The following is a 15,936-nucleotide window of genomic DNA, read 5'->3' on the forward strand; positions in this document are numbered from 1 at the left end:
TTTCTTTTCCGGGCAATTAAAGCCCAAAACGTCAGCAAATTAGTGATTTGCGTTAGTATTGCTGTATATACTTACACCTTACCAAGAAATACCTCAAGGTGCACAAGGTTTTATTACTTCTCCCTCTTCTCCTTTTACTTCTTCCATGACCACAAAAGTTCGACTTTCACTGATGTTTGGCAGTTTAAGTAAAATTTCTCCTAACACGCCGCGATATTCGGACATATCGGTCACTCGTGTTTTCAATAAATAGTCGAAACTACCGGACACAAGATGACATTCAATAATTTCGTCATGCTGCTTTACTGCTTGATTAAATCTATCGAATACATCAGGCGAATTTTTATTCACTGTAACTTCAACAAACACCAAAAGCCCCTGTCCAAGCTTAGCAGGATCGACTACGGCTTTATAACCGCGAATAAATCCTTCTCGCTCCAGCTTTTTAACGCGCTCTAAGCAAGGCGTCGCGCTTAATCCGATGCGTTTCGCTAATTCAACATTAGAAATTCTGCCATCTTTCTGAAGTTCTACTAAAATCTTTCTGTCGATCCTGTCTAGTTGTTGATACATAGTGTAGTTTTTTATCCTGAACGATTCGTTAATTTAGAGTATATCACTACACTTAGATATTAAAACAGTGAGACACACTGGCTATAGGTAAATATAATAGTCAAAAATTTTACCCCGTTCTTATTTTGAGGCGAATATTATGATTATTGGTGTACCTAAAGAGATAAAAAACCACGAATACCGTGTTGGTATGGTTCCTGCGAGCGTTCGTGAACTAATTAATCACGGTCACGAAGTCGTTGTTGAGACAAATGCAGGTATTGGCATTGGTTTTACAGACGAAGATTATGTTCAAGTTGGCGCTAAAGTTTTAGACACAGCTGCAGACGTTTTTGCTACTGCTGATATGATTGTTAAAGTAAAAGAGCCTCAAGCTGTTGAGCGCGCAATGCTACGTGAAGATCAAATCCTATTTACTTACCTTCACCTAGCACCAGATCTTCCACAAACAGAAGATCTAATCAAGAGCGGTGCTATCTGTATCGCGTACGAAACGGTAACTGATGCGCGTGGTGGTCTTCCACTGCTAGCGCCAATGTCAGAAGTTGCTGGTCGTATGTCAATTCAAGCAGGTGCTCAAGCACTTGAAAAATCACGTGAAGGCCGTGGTATGCTGCTAGGTGGTGTGCCGGGCGTTGAACCAGCTAAAGTTGTTGTGATCGGCGGTGGTATGGTTGGCCGTAACGCAGCGCAAATGGCTGTAGGTCTTGGCGCAGACGTTACTATTCTTGACCGTAACATTGATGTGCTACGTTCTTTAAATGCACAGTTCGGTAGCCAAGCTAAAGTTATCTACTCAACGGCTGATGCACTTGAAAAACACGTACTAGAAGCAGATCTTGTGATCGGCGGCGTACTAATTCCTGGAGCAGCAGCTCCTAAGCTTGTAACTGCAGAACACATCAAAGCGATGAAGCCTGGTGCTGCTATCGTTGACGTTGCAATCGACCAAGGTGGTTGTATTGCTACTTCTAAAGCGACTACACACGCAGATCCAACATACATTGTTGACGACGTAGTTCACTACTGTGTAGCGAACATGCCAGGTGCTGTACCTCGTACTTCAACGTTTGCACTTAACAATGCAACGCTTCCGTACATCATCAAGCTTGCAAACCTAGGCTACAAACAAGCACTATTAAATGACAAACACTTTATGGACGGCCTAAACGTTCTGAAAGGTCAAGTAACGTGTAAAGAAGTGGCAGAAGGCTTCAACATGGAATATGTTGACCCACGCGCTGCACTAGAAAATGCTTAATTTTGAATTTTAAGTAGTAAAAAGGGCTTCACTTGAAGCCCTTTTTGTTTGCTGTTATACCAATTCATTTAAAAGACTAAATGGTATTAGTTTGTCTCGAAATTCACTTCGGTATCTTGCGTCAACGTAACGTCTTTTGTTTGATACAAATCAAAATCTGCATCTATCGTTTCGGCATCATCTAAATGGCCTAAGCACGAATACCCTACTTTGTAATCTCCCGAACCAATAAATGCTATCTCATATTCACTCTCGGCATCTAAGTTTGCGGTTGCTACTGGCGCTGAATCTTCATCACTGATGTCGCCTGGCACTGCAACATCCGCTTTATAAAGATACACAACATGTTTGTACTCTCCGACTAGAGGAGCTAGATCTGCATTATCTGCTACACATGCATTTTTTACAGACTCGCTAACCATGCCCTCAATCTCGAAACTGGTTAATAGATTCTCCAAACGGACAGCTGTTGGTTTTAGATAAACCGTGTCATCATTTGTGCGCTTCAACAGCGCCTTATTCAAGTCAAACTCCAATACGATCTGGTTCTCACCTTCATTTAGCGAAAAATTATTGAGTTGGATTTCACCTACACCATCGTTACCTTTACGGGTTACGGCTAATGGTGCTTGACTACCATCTAAAAAACGGACGCTCGAAGTGAAATCAAAATTCGACCCAGCACTGCCGTTTACAACATCGGCTCTGATCCACTCATAATCCCCAGCATCGATCTCTTGGTCGTTTACAACTAAATAGATATCATCACCCGTATACTCAAGCAGATTGATCTTCATTGGATTACCCTGTGCATCCAAGGTATCAAATGTCACATCTTCTTTTCCAGATGCTCTAAATGTCAGCCGTTGAATAACAAGGTTGACCTCAGCAAGATTATTCACAGCAGCATCTGAGACACCAACACTTACAGTGGTTTTTTGAGTTGGTTGTGAGGTGTTGTTGTCGTTTGAGTCAGAACCTGAACCGCCACCGCATGCTGTGAGTATCATCGCCGAGGCAATTGCTGTTAAAACTGGTTTGTGCATGATGTTTTCTCCTCTTCTAAGCATTAAAGAATAGGAATTGCGCCATGAATAAATAATTAATATAAACGCAATAATTTGAAATAACTTCAAATGCAGCGCAGAAGGTTTGGCATTTTCTTATTAAATGTCATAAGTTTAATGTATCAAACTTATTGGAGTGTGGCCGTGAAGTTTAAACACAAAGTCGTATCCGTCTCTGCGCTTGTGCTGCTAATAGCATTACTGATCTTATCTGTTATTCAATATATTTCTGTGCAATCAGCAATCAAAGCGCAAGCTGAACAAAGTGTGGATGAAATAATTCAGGGGATTGGTAACACTGTCACTGCGCAAATGAAAGGAGCAACCGATCTCGCCGCGCTTGCTACCAATCTCGTTGCTTCCACTGATACCTTAGACGCAGCCTTTCCTATTCTCTCGCAGCCACAGCTCACAACCTCTTTCCTACTGATAGGTTATGGTGAAGAGCAAACCGGAAAATATGTCGCAAGCGATCCAAATTGGAACCCCGGTGCAAACTGGGACCCGAGAAAACGGCCTTGGTATACCGACGCAAAAACTGCACGAAAGCTAATTATCACAGCGCCTTACGCTGATGCGGTAAGTAACGAAATCGTGGTATCAATCGGTGCACCTGTGTTTAAACAAGGCCAATTCAACGGCGCGATTTTTTACGACGTTAGTTTGGCAAAACTCGGAGAAATGATTAACTCGTTTAACCTGCTCGACGCAGGTTTTGCCTTTATGGTGAGTAAAGACGGGTCGACTATCTCTCACCCAGATGTAAAACTAAATGGTAAGTCTTCTCGTACATTTCTCGGTGACATAAGTATCTCAGAAAATATCCAATACGTTGAAGTTAACGGCGAAGACACATTAGTACAGTTTAAAGAGGTCGAAGGCTTAGATTGGTATTTAGGGGTGATGCTGGATGAAGACACCGTTTTTGCTGCACTTTCACGACTGCAAAGAGATGCAGCCATATTTGCCTTTATTTCTGTGGCACTCGCGACTGTGCTACTTTCTTATGTAATTAGCTTATTATTAAAACCGCTTGATGAGATCAACACCGCCATGGCCGCTATTGCACGCGGTAATGCAGACTTAACCGTACGACTAAATACCGAACATGAACCCGAGTTTGCAGCACTGGCGCAAAATTTTAACGCCTTTACCAGTAGCTTACAGTCTCTAATAGCGAATATTCAGGGTTTAGGCCATGAAGTTTTAAACGATGCTCAACAAACATCTAAGGTTGCAAATAAAGCCAAACTTTCTATTCAAGAGCAATTAGCCAGTATCAAAGTCCTTGATGAAGCAACAACACACATGTCTGCAACTGAACATCAAGTAACACAATCTGCCCATGAAGCCGCTGAAGCAATTAAAACCACCGATCAAGTTGCTCGCCAAGGAGAAAAAATCGTTGCAGAAACGACAGAGACGATTCAAGAGCTATCTAATCAAATCAGTTCGGCAATGACCGTAGTTACGGAGTTAGAAAGCTCGTCTACCGCTATTGAGCAAATATTATCGGTTATCAACAGCATCGCGGAGCAAACAAACCTCCTAGCGCTCAATGCAGCCATTGAAGCCGCAAGGGCTGGTGAATCAGGCCGCGGCTTTGCCGTCGTTGCAGACGAGGTGAGATCGCTTGCACAAAGAACACAAGAAGCCACAACTGAAATCCGTGGAATGATAAGTCAACTACAGTCAGGTTCAGAAAGCGCGGTTACTGTAATGAAGCAAAGCCAACATTATGTCGATAAAACGGTTGAAAAGGCAGAGCAAACTAGAGCGGCACTTGAAGATATGCGTAGTGCCATTCGCCATATTGTTGATTTGAACTCACGTATTGCTGATATGCTGAATGAGCAAAATGATATTGTAAATAACGTGAATAGCAGTAGCTCATCAATTCGTGGTATTTCCGAGTCGGTGTATAGCGAAGCTAAGAGCGTAGATGCCACCATGCAGTCTCAAGTAGAAAAGATAACAACCCAAGAACAACTACTTGAGCAATTCAAAGTTTGATTATCGGTAAACTAAACCGTTACTATAGAGATAGTTGTAAAGCGGCGCGATGCCAAGAGATAAAACATGAAAGCGAATTTGCAGGAATTATTTGAACAGTATTTTCAGATAGCTGAACAGGTTCAGATCAACCTCTATCCGGTTGATGACAATATGGTTCCAGAGAACGAATATCAATTAGAAGCTGCAATTCCGCCGCTATTTAAGCTCGCAAACGAAATTAATGAGTTAGATCTTAACGCCCTGCGACCACTTCGTAATCTGGGTGATATTGCTAATGAGTTAGCAGCTTATTTGCAGGCGCAATCACGTAAGATTGATTTAATTATCAGCCATATTCTAGCAACCGAAGAGCCTGACGACAGTCATCTATTTTGTGACAGCTACGGCGGCGGCGGCCTGACCGCTACGTTAGAAGCAGATTATGAGGTTGGACAATCGTTACGAACTAAAATATTTTTACGCAATGAAGCCAGTGCTATCTTTTGTTACTCACAAGTCATTGCCAAGCAAGATAGTAAATTCACCCTCGCTTTTACCGCTATTAGAGAAGCGGATCAAGAGTTGCTCGTACGGGCAAGCTTACACGCCCAGACCAGACAACTTAAGCTAAAGCAGCAAAAAGACCAATAAGGTATTTAACGCATTAGGTGCCTTCTTTAAATGCTCAATTATCTTTACAAAACTTACTGACACACCTGAGGTTAATGATAAACTATAGGCTTATTATTATATGGTGATGATTTAATGAGTTTTACTTTACTCCCAGAATGGGCACCACAAGACGCAATCATGCTTACTTGGCCGCATTCTGATACCGATTGGAGCGACATTCTCAGTGACGTTGAACCTGTGTATGTTGCACTTTGCCAACATATTACCCAAGTTCAAGAAGTCGTTATCGTGGCGCATAATGAAGCGCTAAAACAGCATATCGAAAACTTACTTAGCGCAGCTGAGATTAGCTTAACCAAGTGTCACTTTGTTGTTACGCCTTGCAATGACACATGGGCCCGTGACCATGGACCACTTACGACGCAAACAAGTACAGGAAATCTATGTATCAAAGATTTCACCTTTACGGGTTGGGGTGACAAGTTTGCTGCGGATTTAGACAATAAGATCAATCAGCAGCTTGCTAAACAGGTCCTCAACCCAAACTGTACCTTTGAAAAGGTTGACGTGGTACTTGAAGGCGGTGGTATTGAGATCAACGAGTCCAATGTCTTATTGACCACTTCAGAATGTCTGTTGAACCCAAATCGCAATCCACATCTAAGTAAAACCGAATTAGAACTATTGTTGCAAAAAGAGTTAGGTGCAGAGTCATTCTTGTGGGTAGATCATGGATACTTAGCCGGGGATGATACTGACAGTCATATCGACACTTTAGTGCGTTTTGCACCGGATAACACCTTGGTATATGTAAAGTGCGACGACAAGTCAGACGAGCATTATGATGCCCTCAATAAAATGGAACAGCAGCTACGCACATTTCGCACCCCAAATGGCGATCCATACCGTTTGATTAGTTTACCTTGGCCTAGTGCTAAGTTTGATAACGAGGGTGAGAGATTACCTGCCACCTATGCAAACTATCTGATCTTGAATAAAACGGTGTTAGTACCTATCTATGGCGACGACAAAGATCAAGAGGCGTTGGACAAAGTCTCTCTTGCTCACCCAGAAAGAACGGTAATTGGCGTAAACTGCCTACCAATCATCCATCAATTCGGTAGCCTGCACTGTATTACGATGCAGTTACCAAAAGGTTTTTTAAGGTAAGTACCATGACTGAAAAAAACATCAAAGTTGGTATTGTTCAACATAGCAACTCTAGAGATCTCGTAAACAACTTTGCGAAAACCTGTGACGGTATCCGAGAAGCAGCAAGCAAGGGGGCTAAGCTTATCGTGTTACAAGAGTTGCACCGCAGCTTGTATTTTTGCCAGACAGAAGACACCGAGCTCTTCGACTTAGCGGAAACTATTCCAGGCCCAAGCACAGACTCACTAAGCGCACTTGCAAAAGAGCTTAATGTAGTCATCGTTGCATCGCTATTTGAAAAGCGTGCAACAGGGCTTTATCACAACACCGCTGTTGTACTTGAGTCTGATGGTACGATCGCCGGCAAATACCGTAAAATGCACATTCCCGATGACCCGGGTTTTTATGAAAAGTTTTACTTCACACCCGGCGACATGGGCTTTACTCCAATTCAGACTTCTGTCGGCAAATTAGGCGTATTAGTGTGTTGGGATCAATGGTTCCCAGAAGGTGCGCGTCTGATGGCAATGGCGGGCGCTGAGTTTTTAATTTACCCAACGGCAATTGGCTGGGATCCTCGCGATGATAAAGCAGAGCAAATCCGTCAACGAGATGCTTGGATAATTGCACAGCGTGCACATGCAGTCTCTAACGGAGTACCTGTGATTAGCGTTAACCGTGTTGGCCATGAATCAGACCCTTCAGGTCAAAGTGAAGGTATTCAATTCTGGGGCAATTCTTTTGTTACCGGTCCGCAAGGCGAAATGTTATTGCATGCATCTGAAGAAGCTGAAGAAATCTCGGTTGTTGATGTTGATCTTGCACGCAGTGAATCTGTTCGTCGCATCTGGCCGTATTTAAGAGACAGACGAATCGATCACTATCAGGATCTTTGCAAAATTTATCGCGATTAATAAATAGGAGTAATCAATGGCGAATGTGCAATGGAACAATTTACCTTGGGTAAAATCAAACAAGGATAAAATTTCGTGGGGTAATTTGGTTGGTAGCAGCTTATCACTGTGTTTGAGTGAACACATCCAACAACATGACAACTTAGTTGTACTCGTCACCCCCGATACGCCCTCTGCACTTCGCCTTGAGCATGAACTGGCGTATCTTTTAAAAGATACACCAGTCATGATGTTTCCTGACTGGGAGACATTACCCTATGATCACTTTTCACCACATCAAGACATTATTTCTCAGCGTCTTGCGACGCTAAATACACTCAAACAGGAAAAGCAATCCGTACTCATCATTCCTGTTTCAACCCTGATGCTACGCACCGCACCGCCTAGCTTTATCCACGGCATGAGTCTTCAGGTAAAAAAAGGTGACACTGTAGACGCACAAAGCTTGCGTGATACCCTAACTCAAGCGGGTTATCGTCATGTTCAGCAGGTAATGGAGCATGGTGAGTTTGCCGTTCGAGGCTCCATTATCGATTTATACCCCATGGGTAGCCCACTCCCCTTTAGACTAGATTTCTTTGATGATGAGTTAGACTCAATTCGTCATTTTGATATCGAAAGCCAACGCTCAAATGATGAGATTGATGCTATCGATTTATTACCGGCGCACGAATTCCCAACCAATGCAGAGGACATTGAACGCTTTAGAATTAATTACCGCGAAGCGTTCGGCGCAAGTAGTGAAAAAGACAGCATCTATATGCAAGTTAGTAAAGGAAACTGGCCTGCGGGTATAGAGTACTATTTGCCGCTCTTTTTTGATTCATTGGCGACAGTGTTTGACTATTTGCCTGAAGATACCGTATTTATGCCTTTTGGCGACATTGAATCTGCGGCGCAAACCTTTTGGCAAGACGTATCTAAACGCTACGAAAGTCGCCGGGTTGACCCTCTTCGCCCGCTACTTTCACCAGCCAAGCTATATCAGCCAATTGAGACCTTATTTGAAGGTCTTAATGGCTTCTCTCGAATAAAGCTTAGTCAAGCGATGCTAGGAACCAAAGCGGGCAATAACAATGTCGCAGCTGAATTAATCGACGATGTTCGCATTGAGCATAAACAAGCTAATCCATATCAAAAAATCCTCGATTACATCGCTGCTGAGAAAAAGCAAAAGTCGCGCGTTTTATTCAGTGTTGAATCAGAGGGCCGGCGAGAGTCTCTGCTTACCTTATTAAAACCAACAGGTCTAAAGCTTAAGCCTTATAAGCGCATTGCAGAGTTTGTATCTAGCGACTCAGATGTTGGTGTGGTCGTCACTCCACTTGCTACCAGTGTGAAACTACTGGATAAACAATCGCTGTCTATCATCACCGAACAAGAGCTATTAGGTGTTAAGATCTCCCAAAAGCGCCGTCGAAAACATAAATACGAACAAGGGCAAGATGCGCTGATCCGAAACCTCGCTGAGTTAAAAGAAGGTCAACCTATTGTTCATTTAGATCATGGTGTAGGCCGCTATTTAGGGCTGGAAACCATAGATGCAGCGGGTATTGCTACCGAGTTTGTGACTATCATCTATGCCAATGACGCTAAACTTTATGTACCAGTTTCTTCGCTCCATATGCTCAGTCGTTACTCTGGAGGTGAAGAAGCTTCTGCTCCTCTTCATAAACTGGGCAATGACGCGTGGGAAAAAGCAAAACGTAAAGCGGCTGAAAAAGTCAGAGATGTCGCTGCTGAACTCCTAGACATATACGCAAAGCGCCAAAGTAAACCAGGTTATGCATTTAAGCTAGATGCGAGCGCCTATCGAAACTTTTCTGATAGCTTTCCATTTGAAGAAACAGACGATCAACGCAATGCAATCACAGCCGTACTTGCAGACATGCAATCAAGCCTAGCGATGGACAGACTCGTTTGTGGTGATGTTGGCTTTGGTAAAACCGAAGTGGCCATGCGTGCTGCATTTGTTGCCGTCAACGATAGCAAACAAGTGGCTGTCTTAGTACCAACTACGCTCCTTGCCCAACAACACTTTGAGAACTTTAAAGACCGTTTTGCCGATCTGCCTGTTGAAGTCGGTGTGCTTTCGCGCTTTAACTCAGCGAAAGAACAAAAAGAGACGTTACAAAAACTTGAAGAAGGCAAAATTGATATTGTGATAGGCACTCATAAGCTTATTCAAGAAAACATCAAGTTCGCCGATTTGGGTCTGTTGATTGTTGACGAAGAACACCGTTTTGGTGTGAGACAAAAAGAAAAGATTAAGCAACTAAGAGCGGATGTCGACATTCTTACCCTGACCGCTACCCCAATCCCGCGTACGCTGAATATGGCGATGAGTGGTATGCGTGATCTTTCTATTATCGCGACACCTCCAGCCAAGCGATTAGCGGTAAAGACCTTTGTACGAGAGCGTAACGACGAGCTTATCCGCGAAGCAATTTTGCGTGAAATCAAACGCGGTGGACAGGTTTACTTCCTCCACAATAACGTCGAGACAATAGACAAGGTCACCGCTGACATCTCAGCGCTCGTGCCAGAAGCCAACGTCACCACTGCCCACGGGCAAATGCGTGAAAAAGAACTTGAGCACTTGATGGGTGAATTTTATCACCAAAAGTATAACGTGCTTGTGTGTACAACCATTATTGAAACCGGTATCGATATTCCCTCTGCTAATACCATCATAATGGATAGAGCCGATAAACTCGGATTGGCACAGTTACATCAGCTTCGCGGCCGTGTAGGACGAAGCCATCACCAAGCATACGCGTACCTTCTCACGAAGAATAGCCAAGCCTTAACTAAAGACGCAGTCAAGCGCTTACAGGCCATTGAGCAACTCGAAGACTTAGGCGCAGGCTTTGCCCTCGCCACCCACGATTTAGAGATCAGAGGTGCGGGTGAACTGTTGGGAGATGATCAAAGCGGTCAAATTCAAACTGTAGGCTTTACGCTGTATATGGAAATGCTGGAACAAGCAGTCGAAGCCTTGAAAAATGGTAAAGAACCAACACTCGACAACCTACTTCAGCAGCAAAGCGAGGTTGACCTTAAATTCCCAGCACTGCTACCGGATGATTACATTCATGATGTAAATATTCGTCTTAGCATGTATAAACGCATCGCAAGCACTAAATCACTGGCTGAACTCGATGAGCTGCAAATCGAATTAATCGACCGCTTTGGGCTGCTTCCAGATGCGGCGAAAAACCTTTTTGCGGTGCAGTCTGTTAAGCTAAAGGCAACTCAATTGGGCATTAACAAGGTCGAGGCAAACCCTAAGGGTGGCTTCTTTGAGTTCAGTAGTCATACAAAAGTTAACCCAACATTCATCATAGGATTGATACAAAGTAGCCCGTCAACCTATAGAATGGAAGGCGCGAATAAACTTAAGTTCCTGATCGAAGAAAAAAATGGCCAAGAGAGATTGAAACTGGTTAATGCGATGATTGATGACTTTGAGAAAAAGGCTGTAGCATGAAAACAATAAAAAGTCTGGCCATCCTAGCGGCTTTGATAAGTAGCACGTCTGCACATGCCACCCGTTGGTTTGAAGTAGAAATGATAGCATTTGAGCAAGAGCCTAGTTTCTCTTTGCGAGAAGACTTTAGTATTGAACCTGAACCGCTCAATCGGAAAAACATCAAGTCACTCTTATTTGACGGTTTTAATACCACCGGCTATAAACTATGCTTGGAAGGCAGTGAGCGGTTTGCTGAGCAAGATTTTATTCGCGGATTAACATCGGGTGCGCACTCTAGCTCTTGCAACCCAGATGCAAACTATGTTGAAAAATTTGACACTTTACCTCTTTCACCGCAAGTTGAACCACAAGAACATATGGACTCAATTTATTTGTTGAATGAGTCACAGTTTAATTTTTCTAATAAAATTAATGAGTTAAAACGTAAAGGACTCAAGCCTCTTTTACACACTGGCTGGCGATTTCCAGAGCAAAGTAACAAGCGTGCTCCCAACATCGAAATTATTGGCGGCAAACAGTTTGCGTCACCATCAAGTTATAGCGTAACTGAAAATGACGATCAGTTTTCGTCACTATCGAAGCGCTTTAATATTCAAGAATCAAAAGAGCAAGTGCATTGGCAACTTGAAGGCTTGATTAAAATTCACGTGAGACACTACCTTTACGTGACCACAGATTTAGATTTAAAGTACGAAGACGGCAACGACATTCGTACCGCTCGTATGTCACAATATACGCGCGTGTATAGCGGCGACATACATTACTTAGATCACCCTAAACTCGGGGTCATCTTTCAAATAAGAAAATACAAACATTAGACGGGCAACCCTATGAAAAAATTACTAACTGCTGCTGCGCTACTCACCCTAGCCGGCTGTTCTAAAGTAAGTCTAGAAAACTACAACAAAATAGAAGTGGGTATGGACAAAGCTGAAGTTGAGAACATTCTTGGCTCTGCTGATAAATGTGAAGAGAAGACGCTACATACCAATTGCATTTGGGGAAGCGAAGACACGCATATAAAAGTAACCCTGCTTTCCGATAAAGTAACTCTGTATTCTAAAAAAGGGTTAGAGTAAGTTTTACTCAATGCCTTTTCCATCATCGGTGAAGGCATTTCTTTAACTCCCCCTATCGATAATGTAAATACTAAAAAAACTAGTTCCCCCTAAAATCTATATTCACTTCTAATACCGTTTTGACTAAGTTTATGATCTAATAACCTCATTGAAAAATGAAGCGACCAGATTGAACTTTGAAAAGACACTCAAAAAAGAAGTGACAATCACTTAAAATCTTGCACTTCAACTCTTTTTACTTTGCTGATGGCTTTTTCTTACTGAAAGTAGTGCCAAAGATTGAAAGATTTGTTTGACTTCGCTAAAAATCAAGTAAGGAATTAACATGAGTATTTTTTCAGGCAAAGCCTAAATGACGATAACCACCTGCTGAAGTAGGTGGTTGAGGGCCGAAAATAAAAGGCCACCCTAAGGTGGCCCTAATTCAATTTCAAATGTTAGAAATTATAGGTTAGATTAACAAACGCTCTGCGGCCCCACGGATCGTAGATCGATGATGACGTACCTGCGCCACCAACATAATCAGGTATAAGTTTATCGAAAATATTACGAACACCCAATTCAACCGAAAGGTCTTCAGTTGCTAAGTAGCGAGCTGATAAGTCATGATACACCATGCTCGGAGCATATGGATATGCGGTATCTTCAGGTGTATCACCTTCTTTCTCACCATCTGCGTTGTACGTTTCTTTCAAATCGATAATAGCGGATCTGTCTATAAAACGGCTACTCCAAGTGACAGATAAGTCATCTAAGTTATACGTTGCTCTGAAAGTCGCTTGCCATGTTGGATCACCGATTTCGCCGTCTTGACGGTCAGGCTTATCAGGATTGTTCTGGAATTCATAAGTATCGTACTCGATAACATGGTTAACAAATAAGTTGATCTTTGCACTACCAGGTAGCGAGAAATCGCCTAAATCAAGGTTATAGTTAAAGTCAGCTTCTACACCTGATAACACACGTTTAGCGGTATTTTGGTAGCCAGACTCAACAAACGTAACTGATTTGTTGTTTGGGTCGCGTGTAATTTGCGAGCAATAAATAGGATCGAGCTCTGGGCCATCTACGCAGTTATTCACTACTGTCTGTGGCGTAATTGACTGAATAGCATCTTCAATTTCAATATCATAGTAATCGATACTAAATGAGAAATCCTCAAATGCGGTAGTAACGAAGCCAAGAGTGAAAGAAGTTGATTCTTCAGGCGTCAAGTTTGGATTTCCGCCAATGATTACCCGTTTACTAGCATTATCTTGACCAACATGGTCGGCTGGAATACCCAATGCGGCACAGTTTGCAGCGCGATTAGGATTATTAGCCAATCTTGTTACATCGCATGGATCCCAGACACGAGCAAAGTCAGGACTACGAGGAGAGAATGCTTCGGTTACGTTAGGAGCTCGTACCGCTTCACTATAAGTACCACGAAGACTATAACCTTCCACTGGTGACCACATGAAACCAGCTTTCCAAGCATCTACTTCACCGGCATGTGAATAATCCGCTCTACGGAAAGCACCGTCAATACTTAACTCATGCGCTAAGAACACGTCAGACAAAATAGGTAAATTAACTTCGAAGAACCATTCTGACACATCATATTCGCCATATGTATCTGGCGTCGCTACCTCGTTTAGAGCCCCTGACTTAGTTAACTCATCAGTAATCGAGCCCGACGATTCCCAGCGCTTTTCGTAGCCGAGTGCCATTCCCATAGCACCGCCAGGAAGTTCAAACCACTCTGCGCTATCAAACGACACCGAGCCGCCAAAGTATCTTTGTTTAATAGTATCTTGGCGAGTGACATTAGCACTAACCCACGCTTTTGCCTCATCAGATGCTTGATCATAGCCAAACGGATTGTAAGCCACACAGCTATTTACATCTACTGTAGCGGGGTTCGAGTAGCCCTCCCCTTGCATAGATGGAACATTAGCACGACAATCAGCTTGGCCTGTCTCAGGGTTAATGACAGCATCTAGTGCAGCAACCCAGTTACCAATAATAAGGTCATTAGCCTGAACACGGTCATTTTCGGTACGTCCGTATGAATAATAAACATCATAATCGAATAGCGTTTCACTCAGTGTGAAATCACCCTTGATCCCGGAAACCAATCTAAATGTCTCACGCTTGTTACGTGCCTCTCGGTTACCTATCTCATCAAAGAACTTATGTATACCTATTCTTTCTAAATTAATACTATCGTCTTGTGCAGCCTTAGCCGTGAAGAAGTCCAGCGTCTCTTGCGACACGAAAGGGTTTTCCAATAAGTTAACGGTATCACCATCGCCAAAACGATACGCAGGCTGAGCCTGTTGAATAATATCCGAGCGTACGTATTTTACGTCTGAGTAAAATTTAACATTATCATTGATTTCGTAATTAAAGAATGATCCTACCGTAACTTTGTCACGCTCAGGAAGAAAGTTTTCGTATCTTGATGTAGAAAAGCATAGCTCACAGCCATCAGGGAAGCTACCGAAAGCTGAGGAGTTGGACAAATCTCGCGTCGGCATTAATTGGCCATTACCTGCATTATCAAAAGTGTAGTTTGTTCTACTATAATCTAAAACAGAAGTTTGACTGATCCACTCAGATAAAATATTTGGCGCCCACAGCCTATCTGGGATACCATCATCTTCACCTGTATCTGCTGGATTATTAACAGTACCGCTTTCACTGTAATGACGCATATCGCGTTCCATTACTTCAGCAACAGAGTCTTTGGTGATATAAACCGTCGCGTTGCCTTTCCCATCAGCAGTTGATGCGCCACCGACTAAGCTGAAAGTTTTATTTTTGTTACCAATGCCATGAAGTGAGTCACTATAACCTACTTTCAATTCAAGACCTTCAAAGTCATCTCTGGTAATAATGTTGACTACACCAGATACCGCGTCAGAACCGTAAATCGCTGATGCACCACCAGTAATCACCTCAACACGCTTAATCATTGAAGTTGGAATCGTCGATAGATCAACAACCGCTGAGCCTTGCTGACCAGCTACGTGTCGTTTACCGTTTACCAATACTAGTGTTCTGTCTGTTCCTAAACGACGTAAATCTATCGTACTTGAACCTGCATTTTCATTGCTCCCTGTATTCGCTCTTAACGTGCCTGTTGCACCAATCGCAGGTAACTCTGAAAGTACCTGCGCAAGGTCAGGGATGCCTGCTTGCTCTATTTGTTCACCCGTTAACGTGATAGTTGGAGACGGTTGACTAAGTTCATATCGCGCAATACGTGAACCCGTCACTTGAATTTTTTCAATTTCTTTTACAGAGCCGTCTTGCTGTTCTTCTGCTAGAGCTGAACCAGATATAGTTGCAGCTGCTAGAAAAGACATTTGAATGGAGCTAAGTATTTTATTTTTAGCAAACATTGAAATTTCCCTAGTTGATATTCGTTTTTATTTTTAGCTAACACTTCATATTAAGTTAAGGTTTGATAGCAAACCAAACTAACAACTCATTTCTACCTTGTTTAACAAAAAAATAAAAGCTTCTTTCTAAACTCATGAGCCAACAAAACAACACAATGTAAACATATCAAAACAAATCACAAAAAAACAAATAGTAAGCATTAAAGAAAACACCATTATAATTCCAAAAAAATGAATAATAAACCAATCAAAAATTAACAAATAAAAAACAAAATAACGACCACCTTAATGATTACAATATTATATTTCATGTCACTTTACCTTAATAAAACTAGGGTATGGTGATCGCGGCGGGATCGCACTTTGTAAAAAGGCTTTAA

The 15,936-nt window shown here is 42.5% G+C and carries 11 protein-coding genes; 8 read left to right on the forward strand and 3 right to left on the reverse strand.

The genetic code is table 11. The features are described 5' to 3' along the window. Positions 1–93 precede the first annotated feature (93 nt). Complete coding sequence (gene lrp, locus CWC03_RS21605; protein ID WP_010372754.1) at positions 94–573, reverse strand: leucine-responsive transcriptional regulator Lrp; 480 nt, start codon at positions 571–573, stop codon at positions 94–96. Positions 574–712: 139 nt separating this feature from the next. On the opposite strand from lrp, the gene ald reads away from it, so the two are divergent. Continuing rightward, the gene (gene ald, locus CWC03_RS21610; protein WP_138583611.1) at positions 713–1,834 is read left to right on the forward strand and encodes an alanine dehydrogenase; all 1,122 of its coding nucleotides are present in this window, start codon (positions 713–715) and stop codon (positions 1,832–1,834) included. Positions 1,835–1,920: 86 nt separating this feature from the next. Here ald and CWC03_RS21615 read toward each other — a convergent pair whose 3' ends face one another. Then, positions 1,921–2,880 carry a DUF4382 domain-containing protein gene (locus tag CWC03_RS21615; protein WP_138583612.1) on the reverse strand — a complete coding sequence of 320 codons (960 nt, stop codon included), beginning with the start codon at positions 2,878–2,880 and terminating at the stop codon, positions 1,921–1,923. Positions 2,881–3,045: 165 nt separating this feature from the next. Between CWC03_RS21615 and CWC03_RS21620 the strand changes: the two genes are divergently transcribed. The 7 genes from CWC03_RS21620 (at position 3,046) to CWC03_RS21650 (ending at position 12,167) form a co-directional block, all read left to right on the forward strand. Next, positions 3,046–4,914: a methyl-accepting chemotaxis protein gene (locus CWC03_RS21620; protein ID WP_171040299.1), complete on the forward strand. Its 1,869-nt coding sequence runs from the start codon at positions 3,046–3,048 to the stop codon at positions 4,912–4,914. A gap of 66 nt (positions 4,915–4,980) precedes the next feature. After that, entirely contained in the window at positions 4,981–5,547 is a 567-nt protein-coding gene (locus CWC03_RS21625; protein WP_138583614.1) for a PilZ domain-containing protein, read from the forward strand. A gap of 114 nt (positions 5,548–5,661) precedes the next feature. Further along, entirely contained in the window at positions 5,662–6,699 is a 1,038-nt protein-coding gene (locus tag CWC03_RS21630) for an agmatine deiminase family protein (RefSeq protein ID WP_138583615.1), read from the forward strand. Positions 6,700–6,704: 5 nt separating this feature from the next. Then, entirely contained in the window at positions 6,705–7,595 is an 891-nt protein-coding gene (locus tag CWC03_RS21635) for a carbon-nitrogen hydrolase (RefSeq protein WP_138583616.1), read from the forward strand. A gap of 16 nt (positions 7,596–7,611) precedes the next feature. Next, entirely contained in the window at positions 7,612–11,085 is a 3,474-nt protein-coding gene (mfd, locus tag CWC03_RS21640; protein WP_138583617.1) for a transcription-repair coupling factor, read from the forward strand. After that, positions 11,082–11,906 (forward strand): CsiV family protein, encoded by an 825-nt coding sequence (locus CWC03_RS21645; protein ID WP_138583618.1) that lies wholly within the window; start codon positions 11,082–11,084, stop codon positions 11,904–11,906. Before mfd ends, CWC03_RS21645 begins: the two co-directional genes overlap by 4 nt. A 12-nt stretch (positions 11,907–11,918) precedes the next feature. After that, positions 11,919–12,167: an outer membrane protein assembly factor BamE gene (locus CWC03_RS21650; protein WP_138583619.1), complete on the forward strand. Its 249-nt coding sequence runs from the start codon at positions 11,919–11,921 to the stop codon at positions 12,165–12,167. 437 nt (positions 12,168–12,604) lie between these two features. Here CWC03_RS21650 and CWC03_RS21655 read toward each other — a convergent pair whose 3' ends face one another. Beyond that, complete coding sequence (locus CWC03_RS21655) at positions 12,605–15,556, reverse strand: TonB-dependent receptor domain-containing protein (protein ID WP_138583620.1); 2,952 nt, start codon at positions 15,554–15,556, stop codon at positions 12,605–12,607. Between the last annotated feature and the right edge of the window lie 380 nt (positions 15,557–15,936).

It is taken from the genome of Pseudoalteromonas sp. S2755 (genome assembly GCF_005886535.1).
Lineage (GTDB): Bacteria > Pseudomonadota > Gammaproteobacteria > Enterobacterales > Alteromonadaceae > Pseudoalteromonas.